Origin of the sequence: Streptomyces sp. NPDC018019, assembly GCF_044327805.1 — a bacterium.
Taxonomy (GTDB): domain Bacteria; phylum Actinomycetota; class Actinomycetes; order Streptomycetales; family Streptomycetaceae; genus Streptomyces.
The window spans coordinates 15718-35363 of record NZ_JBIRGD010000018.1; the positions used below are offsets into that span (position 1 = coordinate 15718).

At 73.3% G+C, this 19646-nt stretch carries 19 protein-coding genes; 5 read left to right on the forward strand and 14 right to left on the reverse strand.

The window, feature by feature from the left end; translation table 11 throughout:
- Positions 1-72 precede the first annotated feature (72 nt).
- Entirely contained in the window at positions 73-1494 is a 1422-nt protein-coding gene (locus tag ACH4FX_RS27075; protein ID WP_398483174.1) for a uracil-xanthine permease family protein, read from the forward strand.
- Positions 1495-1506: 12 nt separating this feature from the next.
- Here ACH4FX_RS27075 and ACH4FX_RS27080 read toward each other — a convergent pair whose 3' ends face one another.
- On the reverse strand, positions 1507-1959 hold the full coding sequence (locus ACH4FX_RS27080; protein ID WP_398483176.1) for a phospholipase: 453 nt from the start codon (positions 1957-1959) through the stop codon (positions 1507-1509).
- A gap of 218 nt (positions 1960-2177) precedes the next feature.
- Here ACH4FX_RS27080 and ACH4FX_RS27085 point away from each other — a divergent pair, with 218 nt between their 5' ends.
- Entirely contained in the window at positions 2178-2930 is a 753-nt protein-coding gene (locus tag ACH4FX_RS27085) for a DUF5995 family protein (RefSeq protein WP_398483178.1), read from the forward strand.
- 81 nt (positions 2931-3011) lie between these two features.
- Here the strand turns inward: ACH4FX_RS27085 and ACH4FX_RS27090 are convergent, their stop codons facing one another.
- Together ACH4FX_RS27090 and ACH4FX_RS27095 are read right to left on the reverse strand one after the other, a co-directional pair.
- Positions 3012-4697, reverse strand: coding sequence for a flavin monoamine oxidase family protein (locus ACH4FX_RS27090; RefSeq protein ID WP_398483180.1), 1686 nt, complete (start codon positions 4695-4697; stop codon positions 3012-3014).
- Positions 4698-4825: 128 nt separating this feature from the next.
- On the reverse strand, positions 4826-5623 hold the full coding sequence (locus ACH4FX_RS27095) for a carbon-nitrogen hydrolase family protein (protein WP_398483181.1): 798 nt from the start codon (positions 5621-5623) through the stop codon (positions 4826-4828).
- Positions 5624-6021: 398 nt separating this feature from the next.
- On the opposite strand from ACH4FX_RS27095, the gene ACH4FX_RS27100 reads away from it, so the two are divergent.
- On the forward strand, positions 6022-6486 hold the full coding sequence (locus ACH4FX_RS27100) for a hypothetical protein (RefSeq protein ID WP_398483183.1): 465 nt from the start codon (positions 6022-6024) through the stop codon (positions 6484-6486).
- On the opposite strand, the gene ACH4FX_RS27105 is transcribed toward ACH4FX_RS27100, so the two are convergent.
- A complete protein-coding gene (locus ACH4FX_RS27105) occupies positions 6452-7393 on the reverse strand; it encodes a LysR family transcriptional regulator (protein WP_398483185.1) in 942 nt (313 codons plus the stop codon). The two genes, ACH4FX_RS27100 and ACH4FX_RS27105, sit on opposite strands and share 35 nt — an antisense overlap.
- 78 nt (positions 7394-7471) lie before the next feature.
- On the opposite strand from ACH4FX_RS27105, the gene ACH4FX_RS27110 reads away from it, so the two are divergent.
- Positions 7472-8476 carry a YdcF family protein gene (locus tag ACH4FX_RS27110; RefSeq protein WP_398483187.1) on the forward strand — a complete coding sequence of 335 codons (1005 nt, stop codon included), beginning with the start codon at positions 7472-7474 and terminating at the stop codon, positions 8474-8476.
- A 19-nt stretch (positions 8477-8495) separates the two neighbouring features.
- On the opposite strand, the gene ACH4FX_RS27115 is transcribed toward ACH4FX_RS27110, so the two are convergent.
- The 4 genes from ACH4FX_RS27115 to ACH4FX_RS27130 form a co-directional block, all read right to left on the reverse strand.
- Positions 8496-8951, reverse strand: coding sequence for a VOC family protein (locus tag ACH4FX_RS27115; protein WP_398483189.1), 456 nt, complete (start codon positions 8949-8951; stop codon positions 8496-8498).
- An 85-nt stretch (positions 8952-9036) separates the two neighbouring features.
- Complete coding sequence (locus ACH4FX_RS27120) at positions 9037-9486, reverse strand: Lrp/AsnC family transcriptional regulator (protein ID WP_398483191.1); 450 nt, start codon at positions 9484-9486, stop codon at positions 9037-9039.
- Positions 9487-9505: 19 nt separating this feature from the next.
- A complete protein-coding gene (locus tag ACH4FX_RS27125) occupies positions 9506-10897 on the reverse strand; it encodes an amino acid permease (RefSeq protein WP_398483464.1) in 1392 nt (463 codons plus the stop codon).
- Between the two features lie 453 nt (positions 10898-11350).
- Positions 11351-12790 (reverse strand): GuaB1 family IMP dehydrogenase-related protein, encoded by a 1440-nt coding sequence (locus ACH4FX_RS27130; RefSeq protein ID WP_398483193.1) that lies wholly within the window; start codon positions 12788-12790, stop codon positions 11351-11353.
- Positions 12791-13274: 484 nt separating this feature from the next.
- On the opposite strand from ACH4FX_RS27130, the gene ACH4FX_RS27135 reads away from it, so the two are divergent.
- Positions 13275-14414 (forward strand): PP2C family protein-serine/threonine phosphatase, encoded by a 1140-nt coding sequence (locus ACH4FX_RS27135; protein ID WP_398483195.1) that lies wholly within the window; start codon positions 13275-13277, stop codon positions 14412-14414.
- A gap of 24 nt (positions 14415-14438) precedes the next feature.
- On the opposite strand, the gene ACH4FX_RS27140 is transcribed toward ACH4FX_RS27135, so the two are convergent.
- From ACH4FX_RS27140 to ACH4FX_RS27165, 6 genes are all read right to left on the reverse strand, one after another.
- Positions 14439-15503: a hemolysin family protein gene (locus ACH4FX_RS27140; RefSeq protein ID WP_398483197.1), complete on the reverse strand. Its 1065-nt coding sequence runs from the start codon at positions 15501-15503 to the stop codon at positions 14439-14441.
- Positions 15500-16840: a hemolysin family protein gene (locus ACH4FX_RS27145; protein WP_398483198.1), complete on the reverse strand. Its 1341-nt coding sequence runs from the start codon at positions 16838-16840 to the stop codon at positions 15500-15502. Before ACH4FX_RS27145 ends, ACH4FX_RS27140 begins: the two co-directional genes overlap by 4 nt.
- A 300-nt stretch (positions 16841-17140) precedes the next feature.
- Positions 17141-17572 carry a DUF2809 domain-containing protein gene (locus tag ACH4FX_RS27150; RefSeq protein ID WP_398483200.1) on the reverse strand — a complete coding sequence of 144 codons (432 nt, stop codon included), beginning with the start codon at positions 17570-17572 and terminating at the stop codon, positions 17141-17143.
- On the reverse strand, positions 17569-18018 hold the full coding sequence (locus ACH4FX_RS27155; protein ID WP_398483202.1) for a barstar family protein: 450 nt from the start codon (positions 18016-18018) through the stop codon (positions 17569-17571). Before ACH4FX_RS27155 ends, ACH4FX_RS27150 begins: the two co-directional genes overlap by 4 nt.
- Entirely contained in the window at positions 18015-18458 is a 444-nt protein-coding gene (locus ACH4FX_RS27160; protein ID WP_398483204.1) for a ribonuclease domain-containing protein, read from the reverse strand. Before ACH4FX_RS27160 ends, ACH4FX_RS27155 begins: the two co-directional genes overlap by 4 nt.
- Before the next feature lie 43 nt (positions 18459-18501).
- The gene (locus tag ACH4FX_RS27165) at positions 18502-19491 is read right to left on the reverse strand and encodes a sugar-binding transcriptional regulator (protein ID WP_398483466.1); all 990 of its coding nucleotides are present in this window, start codon (positions 19489-19491) and stop codon (positions 18502-18504) included.
- Positions 19492-19646 lie beyond the last annotated feature (155 nt).

Consider the following 19646-nt stretch of genomic DNA (forward strand, 5'->3'; position numbering starts at 1 on the left):
ACTTAACATGGCCCGGCCGGCACCTCGCCCGGCCACCCCCCCCTGTGACATACGTGAAGAAGTGGAGCACTCATGGGCCTCGGTGTGCGCTGGACCGTGCACGGCGACGGGCGCACCCCCGCCCCCGGAGCCGTCGTCCGCCCGGACGAACGGCTGTCCTGGCCGCGCACCGCCGGCCTGGGCGCGCAGCACGTGGTGGCCATGTTCGGCGCCAGCTTCGTGGCGCCGGTCCTGATGGGCCTGGACCCCAACCTCGCGATCATGATGTCGGGCGTCTCGACCGTCATCTTCCTGCTGGCGACGCGCGGCCGGGTGCCGTCCTATCTCGGCTGTTCACTGTCCTTCGTCGGTGTCGCGGCCGTCATCCGCGCGCAGGGCGGCAGCAGCGCCACCGTCACCGGCGCGGTCTTCGTGGTCGGCGCGGCGCTCTTCCTGGTGGGCCTGGCGGTCCAGCGGTTCGGCGCGCGGATCATCCACGCGGCGATGCCGCCGGTGGTCACCGGCGCGGTGGTGATGCTCATCGGCTTCAACCTGGCGCCGGTGACGGCCAGTACGTACTGGCCGCAGGACCAGTGGGTGGCGCTGCTGACCATGCTCTTCACCGGCCTGGCCGTGGTCTGCCTGCGCGGCTTCTGGTCGCGCGTCGCGATCTTCCTGGGGCTGGTCTTCGGATACGGCATCTCCTGGCTCTTCGACCTGGTCTTCGGCCGGATCCACGCGGCGAACGGCGCCGGACAGATCACCGACCACTGGCGCCTGGACCTGTCGGGCGTCGGGCGGGCCGAGTGGATCGGCCTGCCCTCCTTCCACGCGCCGTCCTTCCAGTGGTCCGCGGTGCTGGTCGCGCTGCCGGTGGTGATCGCGCTGGTCGCCGAGAACGCCGGGCACGTCAAGGCGGTCGGCGAGATGACCGGCGATCCGCTCGACGACAAGCTGGGCACCGCGATCTCCGCCGACGGCGCGGGCTCGATGCTCTCCACCGCGCTCGGCGGCCCGCCGAACACCACGTACTCGGAGAACATCGGCGTGATGGCGGCGACCCGCGTCTACTCCACCGCGGCCTACTGGGCGGCGGCCGGTTTCGCGCTGCTCTTCGGCCTGTGCCCGAAGTTCGGCGCGGTGGTGGCCGCGATCCCCGGCGGGGTGCTGGGCGGCATCACCGTCATCCTGTACGGCATGATCGGCCTGCTGGGCGCGCAGATCTGGGTGCACAACAAGGTGGACCTGCGCAATCCGCTGAACCTGGTGCCGGTCGCCGCGGGCGTCATCATCGGCATCGGCGGCGTCAGCCTGAAGATCAGCGACAACTTCGAGCTGGGCGGCATCGCGCTGGGCACGATCGTGGTGCTCTCCGGCTATCACGTCCTGCGCGCGCTGGCCCCCGCGCACCTCAAGCAGCAGGAACCGCTGCTCGACGAGGGGACCAGCGCGTACGACGAGGAGGCGGCGCCCCGCACGCCGCCGGGTCCGGAGAAGCCCGGCCCGACGGCGTGAGGCGGCCCCGGCTCAGCCGAGCTTCTTGACCGCCTGGTAGTAGGTCCACGCGAGCGCGTTGCACGAGGTCTTCTTCGCGCCGCTGTACTGGGCGCAGACCCGCTTGAGGTCTTCGTACAGCGCGCTGTCCAGGCGTGGCTTGTTCGCCGGGAAGCTGCCGGCCTTCTTGTAGTTGCGGTAGCCGAAGTCGTGGCGTGCGCAGGAGGTCTCGAAGGGGAACCCGAAGGGGTTGTCGGGCGACTTGGAGCAGTAGTCGGTGCTCCAGTCGAACCCGTACGCCGCCCACTTCGCCTGGTTGCCGCGGGCCGCCAGCCAGTTGCTGTAGCTGCCGGCGTCGGTCTGCGTCCAGCCGGCCAGCACCTTCGCCTTGTCGGCGGGGGCGGCCTGGGCCGGCGCGGTGGCCGCCACCAGCGCGGTCACGGTCATGGCCGAGGCGGACAGGGCGGCGGCAAGTCTTCGGGACATCTTCAACCTCCGGATAACCGGCGGCCCTTCGGCAGGAACGGGCCACCACGTGGAAGCTGAAAATAATCAATCCGGACGACCGGCGGTGGAGTTTTGGCCGAACAGTGATCAATGGCCGGGCGGCGTACGGACAAGGGGGCGCGCCGCGGGTTACCCCGTTCCGGTCATCCCCCGCCGGGCCGCCGCTGCGGCGCGGGCCCGGGTGTCACGCTGTGCGGATGACGACGACTCACCAGGGCCCGGGCGGCCCGGCGGTACGGGCGGCCGCGGCCCGGCCGGGTACGGCCGCCGAACGGGCCCCCGCGCCCCCGGCCCCGGTGGCCGCGGTCCTGGCGCGGATGCGCGTCCTGGACGCCACACTGCCGCCCGCCGACGGCATCGCGGTGTTCAACCGGGTGTACCTCTCGGTCACCGAGGAGATCGCCCGGCGCCTGGGCACGGGCGGCTTCCAGGACCCGACGGCGGCGGGCGAGCTGGACGCGGTGTTCGCCCGGCGCTACCTCGCCGCGGTGGACGCGGCCGGCGCCGGCCTGACCGTCCCGGCCTGCTGGCGTCCGCTCTTCCAGCTGCGCCGCCACCCGGGCGTCCGGCCGCTGCAGTTCGCACTGGCGGGGATCAACGCCCACATCGGGCACGACCTGGCGCTCGCCGTGGTGGACACCTGCCGCACCCTGGGGTGCGAACCGGCCGCGCTGGCCACCGACTTCGACCGCGTCGGCGATCTTCTGACGGGCCTGGAGGAGCGCATCCGGGAGAGCCTGATGCCCGGCCCGGACCTGCTGGACGTCGCCGACCCGCTCACCCACCTCGCCGGTTCCTGGAGCCTGGAGATGGCCCGGGACGGCGCCTGGGCGGCGGCGCGGGTGCTGTGGAGCCTGCGCGGCCTGCCCGAGACGGCCCAGGAGTTCGCCGAGCGGCTCGGTTCGGGCGTGGGCCTGGTGGGCCGCTGCCTGCTGACGCCGCTGGGCTGAGGGGCCGCGTACGGCTGCGTACGCGGCCCGGTTGCGGCCCGGGTGCCGCCCCCGTGCGGCCCGGTTGCGGTCCCGTTTCGGTCAGTCCTCCGGCAGCTCGACCGGCGCGATCTCGTCGTACACGTCGCCGGGGCCCGGGTTGGCCGGGTCCGTGCTGCCGCCGAAGTGGGTCATCACGCCCCACACCGCGTTCAGCGCGGTCTGCACCGCGCCCTCGGCCCAGCCCGCCGTCCAGGAGATGTCGTCGCCCGCGAGGAAGAGGCCGCGCTTGTCCTCGGGGAGCCGGTCCTGCATGAAGTGGGTGAACAGCCGCCGCTGGTAGCGGTAGTGGCCCGGCAGGTTGGCCTTGAACGCGCCCATGAAGTACGGCTCGTTCTCCCAGGAGACGGTCACCGGGTTGCCGATGATGTGCTTCCTGATGTCGACCTTCGGGTAGATCTCCGAGAGCGACTTGAGCATGACCTCCATGCGGTCGTTGGCGTTCAGCGGCAGCCACTTGAGGCTGTCGTCGCACCAGGTGTAGGAGAGGCAGATGACGGCCGGCTTGTCGGGCCCGTCGTCGAGCAGGTAGGTGCCGCGGGTCATCCGGTCGGTGAGCGTCATGCTCATCACGTCCCGGCCGGTCTCCTCGTCCTTGTCCAGCCAGAACGGCCGGTCGACCGGGACGAACAGCTTGGAGGACTCCATGTAGTGGGTGCGCTCCATCGCCGTCCAGTGGTCGATGGGGAACAGCGCGTCGTCGCAGGCGATCTTCGACAGCAGCATCCAGGACTGCGCGGTGAACACGGCCGCCTCGTACGTACGGATGTCGCCGCTCGCGTCGGTGACGGTGATGCGGTTGCCGGCCGTCCGGTTCAGCCGGGTGACCGCCGGGCGCGGCGCGCCGTCGTGCAGGGAGGCCAGCGAGGTGCCGGGCGCCCAGTGGACGGTCTTCTCCGGCGCGCGCTCCCACAGGCGCAGCGGCAGCTGCTGGCTGCCGCCGACGATGCCGCGGTGGTGGTCGTCGGCCTCGGTGTAGACGACGCGCAGGATCTCCAGGATGGAGTTGGGGAAGTCGGTGTCCCAGCCGCCGGTGCCGAAGCCGACCTGGCCGAAGATCTCGCGGTGCCGGAAGGACTTGAAGGCGGTGGAGTCGCAGAGATAGCCGTAGAAGGTCTGGTTGTCGAGCTTCTCGACGAGCCGCGCCCAGATCTCCCGGATGCGCGGGACGTCGCGCTCGCGGATGGCGCGGTTCATGTCGGAGAAGTCCGCGCCCTCCTCCAGGCAGGCGTTCCAGGCGTCCATGACCTGGGTGTAGACCTCGGGCAGGTCCTCGACGGTGCGGGCGTAGTGCGTCTCGCCCTTGAGGTCGACGACGGTCGAGGGGGTGTCGGGCGCGAGCGGGTTGGGGAACGGCTTGGTCTCCAGGCCCACCAGGTCGATGTAGTGCTGGAGCGCGGTGGAGGACGGCGGGAAGCGCATCGCGCCCATCTCCGCGGTCAGCCCCGGGTCGCAGCCCTCGAAGCCGACGGTGCGCAGCCGGCCGCCTATCCGGTCCGCCTCGTAGACGACGGGCTTGAGGCCCATCTTCATCAGCTCGTAGGCGGTGATGATCCCGGACAGGCCGCCGCCGATGACGGCGACCTCCTTGCCGTGCTCCGTCGCGGGCACCTGGCCGAGGCCCGCCGGGTGGGCGAGGAAGTCGTCGTACGCGTACGGGAAGTCCGGCCCGAACATGGTGATGGGCGGCTGGGCGTCCGCGTGGTGGGCGGCGGTGGGCACGGTCATCGGTACGGGCTCCTTGCAGGCGGGTGCTGAGGGGGGAGGGCGCGCGCGGGCGCGCGGGCAGGCGTGGGGGCGGCGCGGTGGCGCCGCTGTGGGGGTTTCTTCAGGCCGGCGGCGCTGTCAGGGCCGTGTCAGGCGAGCGAGCCGTAGAGGCCGGGGCGCCGGTCGGCGAGGTACGGGTTGTCCTCGCGCGACCGCTTGAGCAGCACGGGGTCGGCCTCGCCGAAGACCAGCTCCGTGCCGCGTCCGGCGCGGGCGCGCACCGTACCGTCCGGCCCGGCCAGGCAGCTCAGCCCGACGAACTCGAACTCGCCCTCCGGGCCGGTCCGGTTGACGTAGGCGATGTAGAGCTGGTTCTCGAAGGCCCGTACCGGCACCAGCGACTCGGCGACGAACTGGAAGGGGTGCAGCTGGGCGGTGGGCACCAGCAGCAGGTCGGTGCCGGCCAGCGCGTGGGCGCGGACGTTCTCCGGGAACTCCACGTCGTAGCAGATCATCAGGCCGATGCGCAGACCGCCCAGCTCGGCCTGGACGACCGGTTCGTCCCCCGGTGTGAACCACTCGCGCTCGAAACAGCCGAAGAGGTGGGTCTTGCGGTAGTTGGCGAGCGGCTGCCCGTCGGGGCCGGTCAACTGGGCGGAGTTGTAGACCGCCGCGCCGTCGCGCTCCGGGTAGCCGTAGAGCACCGCGATGCCGTGCTCGGCGGCTATTCGGGCCACCGCCCGGGCCGCCGGACCGCCGGCGGGCTCGGCGAGCCGGTGCAGGTCCACACCAATAGCGTAGCCGGTCAGGAACAGCTCCGGGCAGACCAGCAGCCCGGCGCCGCCCGCCGCCGCCTCGCGCGCCGCGTCCTCGATCGCCGCCAGGTTGTGCGCGACGTCGCCGGGCCGTCCCGAACTCTGGAGCAGGGCGGTGCGCAGCGACGACATGGGACCCCTCGGAGGACACGTGCGGACGATCGGCGGCCGGCCCGGCTCCGGCACGGCGACGGCCCGGCGATCGGCTGGACGCCTAGACGGTACGGTCCGCCGAACCGCCCGTACAAGGCGTCACCATTGCGTGCCGATGGATGTTTCGTTGCGTGTTGTACGGCTGGGACGGCGATTCGTTGCGCCGGGCCTTCCGGCGCGTGCTGCGGGTCCTGTAGAGCCGCGGCCGGGACGGTGTCCGCACCTCCGGTACGCCTCCGGTCGCACGGCGGCCCCCCGTGCGGCGGAGCGGGGATCGTTCCCGGGTGCGATGTGACGCCCGCGGCCGGACGGCATCGTGTGAGGCGCCCGGAAACGCCGGGTGAGCACACGTGATTTCCGTCGGAGGAAGGTCCGTCATGAACCGTTCTGTCCGCCATCGCGGAACCGGTGGCAGCGACACCGGCAACAGCGGCATCCGCCCTGCCCGGACGACCGCCCGCAGACGCCTCCGTCTCCTCGCCGTGTGGGCGGCCGTCCTGCTGGCCGCGGGGGCGGCCGGTCCCGCGCTCGCCGCGCCCCCGTCCGACATCTCCCACCCGGCGCCGCGTGCCACCGCCGCGCAGAACGCCGGCCGGCAGCCGGACGACCCGCGGCTGACCGGGGCCGCGAAGCTCCGCCGCACCGACGGCGACGTCCGCTTCTCCTTCGACGCGCGTTTCCGCGAGGACGAGACGCCCGACACGGCACACGGCACGTTCGCGTTCCGGCACGTCGGCACGGCGGCCACCGGCGATCTCCGCAAGTGCGTCGGTTCGGCGCCGTGCGAGGCGGTGGAGCGGGGCGGCTTCACGGTCGTGCCGTGGCCCCGGCCGGTCCGCTGACCGCGTCCGCCACCACCTCGCGCACCAGGCCGCGCAGCCAGGCGTGCCCGGCGTCCGCGTCCTGCCGCGGGTGCCAGGCCATGCCGACGGTCACCGGGGGCAGGTCCAGCGGGAGGGGCAGCGTGCGCAGGCCGAGGAGGTGTACGGAGCGCGCGCCGACCCGTTCCGGCCCGATGCCGACGGCGTCGGTGTCCGCGACCATCAGCAGGGCGGCGGCGAAGGTGGGAACGGTCGCGACCACCTTGCGCCGCAGGCCCCGTTCGGCGAGGGCGGCATCGATCGGGCCGGTCAGCCGGCCGCGGCGGGAGAAGTTGACGTGCGGCGCGTCCGCGAGGCGCCGCGGGGTCAGCGTGCCGCGGGTCAGCGGGTGGTCCGCCCGCACCACGGCCGCGGCCCGGTCGGCGTACAGCCGCTCGACGCGCACCTCCGGCTCCCGGCCGTCGATCACACCGATCTCCAGGTCGGCGACCCCCTCGCGGAGCACCGGCACGTCCACGTGGCCCTCGCCGAGGAAGCGCAGCGTCACCCCGGGCGCCTGCCGGGCGGCGCGGGCCAGCAGCCCGGGGCCGACCACGGTGGTGAACAGGTCGTTGGCGTGGAGGGTGAACACCCGCCGCAGCTCGGCCGGATCGGCGGGCGGGGCGGGCGCGAGGAGGTCCCGGGCTTCCTGAACCGTTCTGCGTACGGCGGCACGCAGCTCCAGAGCGCGCGGGGTGGGGACCATGCGCCGCCCGGCCCGTACGAGGACCGGGTCGCCGATCGTGCGCCGGATGCGGCCGAGGGCCCGGCTCATCGCGGGCCCGGACAGGCCGAGGCGGTCGGCGGCCGCCGTCACGCTCTCCTCCTCCAGCAGCGCGTCCAGGGCGGTCAGCAGGTTCAGGTCGACGGCGGTGTCTCGTGCGGTCACAGGTGTCCCCCTCGGCGGTCGGTCGCTCCACGCCGCAGGCGGCGCCGGACACATGATCGTCCCGCCTACGATGTGCCCATGCTCGCGTACGCCCTGCCGGGGCTGTTCTTCTTCCTGTTCGCCATCGGTGTGCTGCGCGACCGGCGCCGCTTCAGCAACGCCGTTCATCTCGGCCTCACCGTCGTCTTCCTCGTCCCGGCCCTGCTCATACAACTGCACCGGATGCCCACGGCACTGGCCGTGGCGGCCACCGTGCTCATCCTGCTGCTGCCCACGCTCGGCGTCCTGGTCCTCGGCGTCTTCCTGATCCTCAACGGCGTGACGATGGTCCGCAAGGAAGGCCGCAGTCCGGCGAACCTGCTGTCGCTGCTGGCCGGGCTGGGGATCTTCGCGGTCGTCGCCCTGCTGATCACGGCGGTAGGGAGCGGATCACGGACCCTGGCCGTGGTCGCCGGCACGACCGTGCTCGTCCTCGGCTATGTCTCCTTCCTCTTCCTGTGCTTCGTCGGCTACGCGTTCCTCTACGGACGGCTGCGGGTGCGCCGCGACGCCGACTTCGTGGTGGTCCTGGGCTCCGGGCTGATCGGCGGCACGCGCGTACCGCCGCTGCTGGCCGGCCGGCTGGAGCGGGCCCGCGCGGTGTACGAGCGCCAGGCGCGGCGCGGCCGGCCGCCGCTGCTGCTCGCCTCCGGCGGCCAGGGCCCGGACGAACAGCTCCCGGAGGCCCGGGCGATGGCGGCCTACCTGGTCGAGCGCGGCTTCCCGGAGGACCGCGTGCTGTGCGAGGAGGAGTCCCGTACGACGGAGGAAAACCTGGCGTTCAGCAAGCGGATCATGGACCGGACGGTGCCGGACCACCGCTGCGTGATCGTCACGAACAACTACCACGTGCTGCGCGCCGCCATCCTGGCCCGTCGCGCCGGCCTCAACGGCCAGGTCGTCGGCGCCCCCACCGCCGCCTACTTCTGGCCGAGCGCCACCCTCCGCGAATTCGCCGCGGTCTTCCTCTCGTACAAGCTCGTCAACCTGGGCATCTGCGCCCTGCTCGTCCTGGGCGGGGCACTGGCCTGGTGGAGCGGCTGACCGGCCGGGCGGGGCGGAGTCAGCCGCCGGGCGGCTCGTCGATGGCGGGCATCGGGGCACCGCCGGGGTGCCACGCGTCGAGGAACCGGGCCTGCCGGGAGACGTCGACGAGTTCGACGCGTGCTCCGACGCTGTCCATGCGGTGATAGGCGAACGGCCGGCCGTAGGGGCAGCCGGAGAAGTCCACGGGCATGCCCTCCTCCGCCAGCCGCCGGGAACCGGCCCGTACGTCACCGGTCCAGAAGCCGATGTGGTCGAACCGGGCGCCCGCGGACGCGTCCCAGGGGCTGCCCGGAGGCCCTTCGATGAGTTCGATGAAAGGCGGTCCGCCGGTGGTGAAGACGATGCGGAAGTCCCACTCGCCGATCCGGTCGGACAGCGGGTCGCCCCACTCGGTCCCGGCCGCGCGGCGGAAGTCCCGCATCGCCCGCTCGATGTCCGGGACCACGAAGCAGACGTGGTAGAAGGCGGTCATGCGGCCATGATCGGACACACCGGCCCGGGAGCCCAGAGCCCGGGGCATGAAAGGGCCGGACCCGGTGGCGGGTGCCCGGCCGGCCTCAGCCCGGCGATCCCGAGCTGAAGCGCCGCAGCAGTGGCGACAGCACCAGGACCGACTTGGTGCGTTCCACGAACGGCTCGCCCGCGATGCGCTCCAGCACCCGTTCGAAGTGCCGCATGTCGGAGGCGAAGACCTGCACGATGGCGTCCGCCTCACCGGTGACGGTGGAGGCGGACGCCACTTCCGGATAGCGCGACAGACCCCGGTGGATGGCGTCCGGCGAGGTGTTGCGGCGGCAGAACAGCTCGATGAACCCCTCGGTCTCCCAGCCCAGCGCCGCCGGGTCCACCCGGACGGTGAACCCGGTGATGGCGCCCTCGGCCCGCAGCCGGTCCACCCGGCGTTTGACCGCCGGGGCGGAGAGCCCGACCTCCGTCCCGATGTCGGCGTAGGAGCGGCGGGCGTCCGCCGCCAGGGCGTGCACGATGCGCTGGTCGAGTTCGTTCATCTGTCGCACTGCGGGTGGATCACTTCTCTGCGGTGGCCAATCGGGAACGGCGCATGCCGTAGACGAAGTAGACCACGAGCCCGACGGCCATCCAGACACCGAAGACCACCCAGGTGACCGGGCCGAGGCTGCCCATCATGTACAGGCACAGCAGGAAGCCGATCGCCGGGAAGACCGGCGCCAGCGGGGTGCGGAAGGTGCGCGGCATGTCCGGCTTGGTGAAGCGCAGCACGATCACCGCGATGTTGACCAGCGCGAAGGCGAAGAGGGTGCCGATGCTGGTGGCGTCGGCGAGCTGGCCGAGCGGGACGGCGGCGGCCAGGACGCCGCAGAACAGCGAGACGATCACGGTGTTGGCGCGCGGGGCGCCGGTCTTCGGGTGGACCTTGGCGAACACCTTGGGGACCAGGCCGTCGCGGGACATCGCGAACAGGATGCGGGTCTGTCCGTACAGCACCGTCAGCACGACGCTGGCGATGGCGATGACGGCGCCGGCGGCCAGCAGCACGGACCAGAAGCCCTGGCCGGTGACCTCCTTCAGGATGCCGGCGAGCGCGGCCTCCGAGCCCTCGAAGCCCTGCCAGGGCCGGGCGCCCACGGCGACGGCCGCGACCAGGCAGTAGAGCGTGGTGACGATGATCAGCGACAGCATGATCGCGCGGGGCAGGTCGCGCTGCGGGTTCCTGGCCTCCTCACCGGCGGTGGAGGCGGCGTCGAAGCCGATGTACGAGAAGAAGAGGGTGGCCCCGGCGCCGCTGACGCCGGCGATGCCCAGCGGCATGAAGTTGGCGTAGTTGCCGGAGCTGATCCCCTGGGCGGCGACGCCGCAGAACAGCAGCAGCGCGACGATCTTGACGGCCACCATGATCGTGTTGGCGCGGGCGCTCTCCTTGGCGCCGCCGAGCAGGAAGACCATGGCGAGCAGCACGACGATCAGCGCCGGCAGGTTGAAGATCCCGCCGTCGCCGGGCGGCGCGGACAGCGCCTCGGGGAGTGTCACGCCGATCGTGCCGGACAGCAGTTCGTTCAGGTACTCGCCCCAGCCGACCGCGACGGCCGCGACCGAGACGCCGTACTCCAGGATCAGGCACCAGCCGCACACCCAGGCGACCAGCTCGCCGAGGGTCGCGTAGGCGTAGGAGTACGACGAGCCGGAGACCGGGATGGAGCCGGCCAGCTCCGCGTAGGACAGCGCGGAGAACAGGGCGGTGATGCCGGCGATGACGAACGAGACGATGACGGCCGGGCCGGCCTTGGGCACCGCCTCGCCGAGGACGACGAAGATGCCGGTGCCCAGCGTCGCACCGATGCTGATCATGGTCAGCTGCCACATGCCCAGCGAGCGGCGGAGGGTACCGCCCTCGCCCTGGCCGCCCTCGGCCACCAGCCGCTCGACGGGCTTGCGCCGCATCAGCCGGGCGCCGAGGCCCCCGGAGGGGGAGGGGGGCCGGGGGTCGCTGCCCGCCGGGGGCGGGGCTGCTGCGCCGTGCTCCAACACAGGGGTGGCTCCTTCATCGCTGCCGGTCGAGGTGGCGGACGGCGCACAGCGGCCCCGGGCGCGGGTACGACGAAACAACCCGCGAGAAAGAAGGGGGGACCGCCGAGCAGGCGGTCCCCGCCACTCCACGTACAGCGCATGACTGTACGGGTCGGGTGTGAGCTGCCGTAATGCAGGTTCCTTGCGCAACCGTGAACTTTTGTTGCGCACCTGGTCCGCGGGCAGTCGTTCGTTGCGCACAAACGACAAATCTCACCGGTTGGGCCTTCCCGCCCGACCCGCCGCACAAACGCGTCCGGCCCCGCACCGGGACGATCGGTGCGGGGCCGGACGGCCGTGCGGCCCCGGATCCGGGGCCGGGTGCGATCAGCTCCAGCTGGCGTGCAGCGGCTTGCCCTCCGCGTAGCCCGCGGCGCTCTGCACGCCGACGACGGCCTTCTCGGCGAACTCCTCCAGGGAGGCAGCGCCCGCGTAGGTGCAGGAGCTGCGGACGCCCGCGATGATCGAGTCGATCAGGTCCTCGACGCCGGGGCGGGCCGGGTCGACGAACATCTTCGAGGTGGAGATGCCCTCCTCGAAGAGGCCCTTGCGCGCCCGGTCGTAGGCCGATTCCTCGCTCGTGCGGTTGCGGACCGCACGCGCCGAGGCCATGCCGAAGCTCTCCTTGTACGGGCGGCCGTCGGCGGTGTGCTGGAGGTCGCCGGGCGACTCGTACGTACCGGCGAACCAGGAGCCGACCATCACGTTGGACGCGCCGGCGGCCAGCGCCATGGCCACGTCGCGCGGGTGGCGCACGCCGCCGTCCGCCCAGACGTGCTTGCCGTACTTCTTCGCCTCGGCGGCGCACTCCAGGACGGCGGAGAACTGCGGGCGGCCCACGCCGGTCATCATGCGGGTGGTGCACATGGCGCCGGGGCCCACACCGACCTTGATGATGTCCGCGCCGGCCTCGATGAGGTCGCGCACGCCCGCGGCGGCGACGATGTTGCCGGCCACGATCGGCACCTGCGGGTCCAGCGCCCGGACGGCCTTGACCGCGCTGATCATCGACTCCTGGTGGCCGTGCGCGGTGTCCACGACGAGCGTGTCCACACCGGCCGCCAGCAGGGCCTTGGCCTTGCCGGCCACGTCGCCGTTGATGCCCACGGCGGCGGCGATGCGCAGCTTGCCGTCGGCGTCGGTGGCGGGCTTGTACAGGGTCGCGCGCAGGGCGCCCTTGCGGGTCAGGATGCCGGCCAGCATGCCGTCCGCGTCGACCGCCGGGGCCAGCTTGCGGTTGGCGGCGTCGAGCTGGTTGAACGCCTCGCGCGGGTCGATGTCCGCGTCCAGGACCAGCAGGTCCTTGGACATGACCTCGGAGACCTGGGTGAAGCGGTCCACGCCGGCCAGGTCGTGCTCGGTGACGATGCCGACGGGCCGGCCGCCCTCGACGACGATCCCGGCGCCGTGTGCCCGCTTGGGCAGCAGCGACAGGGCGTCGGCGACGGTGGAGACCGGGGACAGCACGATCGGCGTGTCCAGGACCAGGTGGCGGCGCTTGACCCAGCCGACGACGTCGGCGACGACCTCGATCGGGATGTCCTGCGGGATGACGACCAGGCCGCCGCGGCGGGCGACGGTCTCGGCCATCCGGCGTCCGGCGATCGCGGTCATGTTGGCGACCACCAGCGGGATGGTCGTGCCGGTGCCGTCCGGCGAGGACAGGTCCACGCCCTGACGGGAGCCCACCGCGGAGCGGCCGGGCACCATGAACACATCGTCGTACGTCAGGTCGTACGGCGGCTTGACATCGTTCAGAAACTTCATACTGGCTCTCTCACCTGCGGGTTCACTGCTCGGGCGGGTGGGGAGTCAGCTTCCGAACCGGCACCGGTCAGGATGCGGCTCCTAGGACATCATCCCTGATGAGTGCGGTCCGGGGCGAACCGGTGTTCCCCTGGGCCGCCCGTAACGCCCCTCCGGAGCGGTTCCGGAGCCCGCGACGGGAACCGTCACGCCCCGCGTTTTCGTTACTCTCCGTAAGGGAGATTGCCGGTCTTCCATGGCCCGGGCAGCCGGTCACCTGCGGTTCGACACCGATCCGACCATATGACGGATCTGGAGGTTCTCGCTGGCCAGCAGGTGGGTAGAACCGTGTACAGGCCGCTTCGGGTGTCGATCCGCGGCGACCGCCGGGCCGACGGGAGCCTGGGCGATCACTTCGCAGATGAGTACGTACAGTAACCGCGACACGCGGTGGCCCCCGGCCGGACCGGGCGGGTCCGCCTCGGCCGTGGGGGAAGGGGAGGACATGCGCGAAGTCCGACAGGGCGCCCTGCTGCTGCTCACGGCCCTGGCCGGAGCCGCCGTCGCGGTCTGCGACCTGGCATTGGGACCGGACGTCAGCCTGGCCGGGCTGCTGCTGATCGGCCCGCTGGTGGCCGCCACGAGACTGGAAGGGGCGTGCACGGCCGCGGTCTCCTTCGCCGCCCTGCTCCTGGGCGTGGCCGTCGCCGGACACGAACACACCCTGGGCCGCACCGACCAGCTGCTGTCCCTGACCGTGCTCGCCGCCGCGGCGGCCTACGCCACCTGGGCCTCCGACCGGCAGGCCGCGCTGGACAGCCAGCTGGCGGGGGTCGCGGCCGCCGCGCAGCGCGCCATCCTGCGGCCGACCTCGTTCCGGGTCAGCGGCGCCTCGGTGTGCGCCCGCTACCGCTCCGCCGCGCCGCGCGCCGTCATCGGCGGCGATCTGTACGCCTTCGCCGACACCCCGAGCGGTCTGCGGGTGCTGATCGGCGACGTCCGCGGCAAGGGCCTGGAGGCGGTCCGCCTGTCCGCGGCGGCCATAGGGCACTTCCGCGACTGCGCCTACACCCGTGACGACCTCGCCGAGGTGGTCGAGGAGGCCGACCGGCGGCTGATCGACGACCTGGGGCCCGAGGACTTCATCACCGCCGTGATCGCCGAGATATCCCCGGGCCGGCTCCGGCTGGTCAACTGCGGCCACCACCCGCCCCTGCACCTGCCCGCCGCCGGCCCGCCCGTCTTACTCACCCCGGCCGAGCCGACCACGCCCATCGGCCTGCACCCGATGCCCCGCGTCCAGGAGGTGGAGCTGTCCCCCGGCGACCGCCTGCTGCTCTACACCGACGGTCTCGCCGAGGCCCGGGACCCGGACGGCGCGATGATCGACCTGGCCGGCCTGCTGCCGGCCTGCTCGCTGCCCGATCTGAACGACGCGATCGAGGCGGTGCTGTCGACGATGTGCCGGCACACCCACGGCGCCCAGGACGACGACGTCGCCCTCGTCCTGGTCGAGCTGGAGCCGAGCCTGCCCCGGCCGCACCGCACCCACACCCCGCCCGCGGTCACGGCCACCAGCGCCGAGCGGCCCGGCGGGCCCCGCGAACCGGCCTGTCCTTCGTCTTCCGCGGCGGTGTCCGACTGACCCGCGGCGGCGGCCCGGTCCGGCTCACGGCGCGGTGCCGGGGGCCGTCTCCTGGTCCGTGCCCCGGGCCCGGTCCGGCGCGGGCGGGCCCACCAGCTCGTCCAGTACGTCGGTCATGGTGACGAAGCCGAGCACCACGCCCTGCTCGTCGCCGACGGCGGCCAGTTGGGTGCCGGCCGCCCGCATCGTGGTCAGGGTGTCGTCCAGCGGGGTGTCGCGGTGGACCCGGGGCACCGGCCGCAGCGCCTCCCGGGGGAACGGCCGGTCGCGCTCGGCGACGCCGAGGGTGTCCTTGATGTGCAGGTAGCCGAGGACCGTCCCGGCCGGACCGGTGACCGGCAGCCGGGAGAACCCGGCGCGGGCCGCGGTGCGTTCCAGCTCGTCGGGGGTGACGTGCCGGTCGACGGTGACCATGTCCGACAGCGGGACGAGCAGACCGCCGACGGGCCGCTGCCCCAGCTCCAGAGCGTCCCGCAGCCGCTCGCCGCCGGTGTCGGAGAGCAGCCCGGCGTGGCGCGAGTCCTGCACGACGCGGGCGAGTTCCTCGTCCGTGAAGGCGGCGGCGACCTCGTTCCGCGGCTCGATCCGGGCGAGCCGCAGCAGCACGTTGGCGAGTGCGTTGATGCCCACGACGACGGGGCGCAGCGCGCGGGTGAGGGCCACCAGCGGCGGCCCCAGCAGCAGCGCGGAGCGCTCCGGCGCGGCCAGCGCGATGTTCTTGGGGACCATCTCCCCGACGAGCATGTGCAGATACGTGGCCAGGGCCAGCGCCAGCACGAACGCGATCGGGTGCACGAGCCCGTGCGGCACGTGCACTGCCGTGAAGACCGGCTCGGCGAGGTGCGCGATGGCGGGTTCGGCCATCGCGCCGAGCACCAGCGAGGAGGCGGTGACGCCCAACTGGGCGGTGGCGAGCAACTCGGAGAGGTGTTCCAGGCCCCACAGCACCCGCCCGGCCCGCCGGTCCCCGTCCTTGGCGCGCGGTTCGATCTGGCTGCGCCGCACCGAGATCATCGCGAATTCGCCGCCGACGAAGAAGGCGTTGGAGACCAGGGTCAGCGCGGCGACGGCCAGCTGGACCGCGGTCACGCCCGTCCCCTCCCCCCGTCGCCGGGCCGGGCCGCCGGCGAGGACGCACCGGCGGGCGCGACCAGCCGTACCCGCTCGGCGCGGTGCCGCCGTACGTCCAGCACCGTCAGCCGCCAGCCCCCGGCGCACACCTCGTCGCCGGGTTCCGGGATCCGCCCCAGCCGGGTCGCGAGCAGCCCGGCCAGCGTCTCGTACGGCCCTTCGGGCGCCTCCAGGCCGATCCCGGCCAGCCCGTCCAGGCGCACCCCGCCGTCCGCCTCCCAGGACCGCGCCCCGGTCCGCCGCAGGTCCGGTCCCTCGACCGGGTCGTGCTCGTCCCGCAGGTCACCGACCATCTCCTCGACGATGTCCTCCAGGGTGACGATCCCGGCCGTACCGCCGTACTCGTCGATCACCACGGCCATGGTGCGGACCGCGCGCAGCCGGTCCAGCAGCCGGTCGACGGGCAGCGACTCGGGCACCAGGTCGGGGCCGGCGGCCAGTTCCGCGACGGTGGTGGCGGTCCGCTCCGCGGGGTCCAGGGCGAGGACGTCGCGGATGTGCACGGTGCCGACCACCTCGTCCAGGCTTCCGCGGTACACGGGGAAGCGGGACAGGCCGGTGGCCAGGGTCAGCGTGGCCGCGTCGGCCGCGGTGGCCCCGGCCTCCAGGGCCCGCACCTCGACCCGCGGCGTCATGACGTTCTGCGCGGTCAGCTCGCCCAGGTGCAGGGTCCGTACGAACAGTTCCGCCGAGTCGGCCGGCAGGGCACCCTCCTGCGCCGAGTACCGGGCCAGCGCCACCAGCTCCGCCGGGCTGCGGGAGGACGCCAGTTCCTCGGTGGGCTCCAGTCCGAAGCGCCGGACGATGCGGTTGGCGGACCGGTTCAGGTGGCGGATGAACGGCGCGAAGACGGCGCTGAAGGCACGCTGCGGGGCGGTCACGAGCCGGGCCACGGCCAGCGGCCGGGAGATCGCCCAGTTCTTGGGCACCAGTTCGCCGACGACCATCAGCGTCACCGTGGAGACGCCCACCCCGAGCGCGGAGGCGACGCCGGGGACCACCGCGCCCGGCAGCCCGGCCGCCGCGAGCGGGCCGCGCAGCAGCGCCGCCAGCGACGGTTCCGCGAGCATGCCGATGACCAGCGAGGTCACGGTGATGCCCAGCTGGGCGCCGGACAGCTGGAACGCGAGCGCGCGCACCGCGCTCAGCACCCCCTCGGCGCCCCGCTCCCCCGCCTCCGCCGCGCGCTCCACCGCGCTGCGCTCGACCGTGGTCAGGGAGAACTCCGCCGCCACGAACACCGCGCAGGCCAGCGTGAGCGCCAACGCCACCAGTAGGAGCAGCACCTCGGCCACCGCGTCACCTCCCGCCGCACCTCGGTGCCCGGAGGCGGGCGGGTGAAACATCGGGCGGGATTGGGCCGGACGCGGCTGCGGGACCGGCCGTCGGGCGGGCCGCGCGGCGGACCGGACGGGGGTGCGGGCGTCTGCCGGGCCCGGGGCGCTGCGCCCTGACGGCGGGTCGTGTACGGCCGGACCGCGCTGCACCAGGTCAGGCCCAACCCGCGCCGAACCTGCTCACGCCCGGACCGCGCCGTACCAGGTCAGGCCCAGCCCACGCCGTGTCAGTACAGGCCCGAGCCGCGCCGTACCGGATCAGGCCCGGGCCGCCCGGCGCCGGGCCCGCAGCCGCCCGTGCACGGCCCAGGCGCACGCGGCGCCCACCGCGTACCAGAACAGGTCCGGCGCGTTGAAGGTCGAGCCGAGCACCAGGCGCGCCACCGCGCTGCGCCGGGACAGCTCCGCCGGTACGTCGCTGAGCTGCGCGAACTCCACGGCCCAGCTGACGGCCAGCGCCACACCGGCCGCGGTCGGCGGCCGGACGCGCGGCACGGCCAGCACGACCAGCGTCTGGACGAGCACGGTGTACAGCGCGTCGCCGGCGTACTTGGCGGCCTCCGGACCCAGGCCCGCACGGGCCGCGCCCGCCCGCACGCCGAGCCCCGCAGCGACCGTCAGCAGCGCCACCGCACCCGCTGCCAGGCGCGTCCGCGCCCCGCCGTACCGCTCCGCTCCCCCGGACGTCACCGTTCCGGCGCCCCCGGCTCCCGGCCCCGCGCCATCACGACCACCAGCCCGGTGCCCGTGTCGCGCCAGAAGGCCACCGCGTCCGCGATGATCTCCTCGACGACACCCCAGTCGTCCGGCGCGGCGGCCGCGTACCGCTGCCAGCCGCACACCACCAGCACCCGGCCGCGGTCCGCCGGGCACCACGACAGGTCGGTCAGACAGTCCGCGAGCGCGTCCCAGTTCCGGCCGAACCAGTCGGGCAGCCGCAGCGCCCGCGCGCAGCGGTCCATGAACTCCGCCTTGTCCGTGACCCCTTCGAGGTCGAGCAGCGCGCTCTGCCGGCCGGCCGCGCGCGCCGCGTCCAGCGCTTCGTGTGCGGGCCGGTCGTGCGGCCAGGGCACGACCCCGGGAGGGGTACTGCCGTCGAGCACCGCCGCGAGCGGCCGGGGCACGGGAGCCGTCATCGGAGCACCGCCTTGAAGGTCCGGTAGTGGTCGTCGGTGTAGTACGTCTCGTGGTGGTCGCCGGTGACGATCCGCCGCGCGCCGCGGTCCTTCGATCCCGGGGTGGGAACCGTGTACTCGTGGTAGTAGCCGCGCTTCTGCCGGGGCAGCCGCCGCTCGTGGTTGCCGAAGACCGTGCCGTCCTTCGGGTACGGGAACGGGCCGTGCGCGTCGATCAGCCGCAGCGTCTCACGGGCCGGGCCGGGCAGCCGGGCGGCCGGTACGGTCGCCATGCCCCGCGCCCACTCCGGCGCGGAGGCGCTCGCCGAGGGCGCTCCGTGCGTGGGCTTCGCGCTCCCCTCACCACCGTCCGGGGAGCAGCCGGTCAGGAACAGCAAGAAGCAGGTCAGCAGCGCGGCGAAGACGCCGATGACCGTGCGCGGAGCGGAGCGGATCACCATGCGCCGATGCTGTCACAGCGCGGCACGGGGTGCGCGTGGTGCCTCACGCCCCGTCCGGGTCCGCCCGCTCCAGCGCCGGGCGCGGGCCCGGGCCGGTCTCCAGCAGCAGGTGGTCGGCGGCGGCCGTGTCCGTCACCAGGCTCGTCACCAGGCCGGAGCGCAGCACCGCGCCGATCGCCGCCGCCTTGCGCCGGCCGCCCGCGATGGCCACCACCTCGGGGATGCGGCGCAGCCGGTCCGCCTCGACGGTGATGCACCGCTCGCCCAGGTCCCGCCCGATACGGCGGCCCTCGGCGTCGAAGAGGTGCGCGGACATCTCGGCGGCGGCGCCCAGCGAGGCGTAGTGCTCCCGCTCCTGCTCCGTGAGCATGTCGTAGACGGTGGAGATGCCCGGCGCCCAGGAGCCGATGGAGACACAGGCGACGGTCACCTTGTCGAAGTACTCGAACGCGCGGGCGATGCCGGTCTGGCCGCGCAGCGCGGCGGCGGTCGCCGGGTCGGGCAGCAGCATCGGCGCATAGATGGGGTGTGCCTCGCCGCCGGAGACGTCGGCCGCCCGGCGCACGGCCTCGACCGAGCCGCGGTCCGCGGTGCCCGCGTCGTACACACCGGTCAGCTGCACGACCGTGCACGGCGGGAGGCGGTGCAGCGCGGCCGCCATGTGGATCGTGGAGCGGCCCCAGGCCAGGCCCAGCACATCGCCCTCGGTGACCAGCTCGCCGAGGAGGTCGGCCGCGACCTCGCCGAGGTTCTCCGGGTCCGGGGCGTCGTCGGAGGCGTCGGCGGGCGACTCCACCACGACCGCGTGCCGCAGGCCGTAGCGGGCCCGCAGCGCGTCGGACCGTTCGGCGTCCAGCTCCGCCGGGACGCGGATCTCGATCCGTACGAGGTCGCGCTCCAGCGCCGTTTCCAGCACCCGGGCGACCTTGAAGCGGCTGACGCCGAACTCCTCGGCGATCTGGATCTTGGACTTGCCCTCTAGGTAGAAGCGGCGGGCCATGGCCGCGGCCTGCACCAGCTCGGCGGGGCCCATTGCGGACTGTGGGCGGCTGGCAACCACGAGATTCTCCCCTTGTGCGCACCTGATCGAGTCTTTGCTCATCCTTGCAGAAACCCGAGGTGGTCGGGGACCATCACCGCCCCGGCCATCGTGAACGCTCGATGGCGGTGACACCAAGAAACACCGGC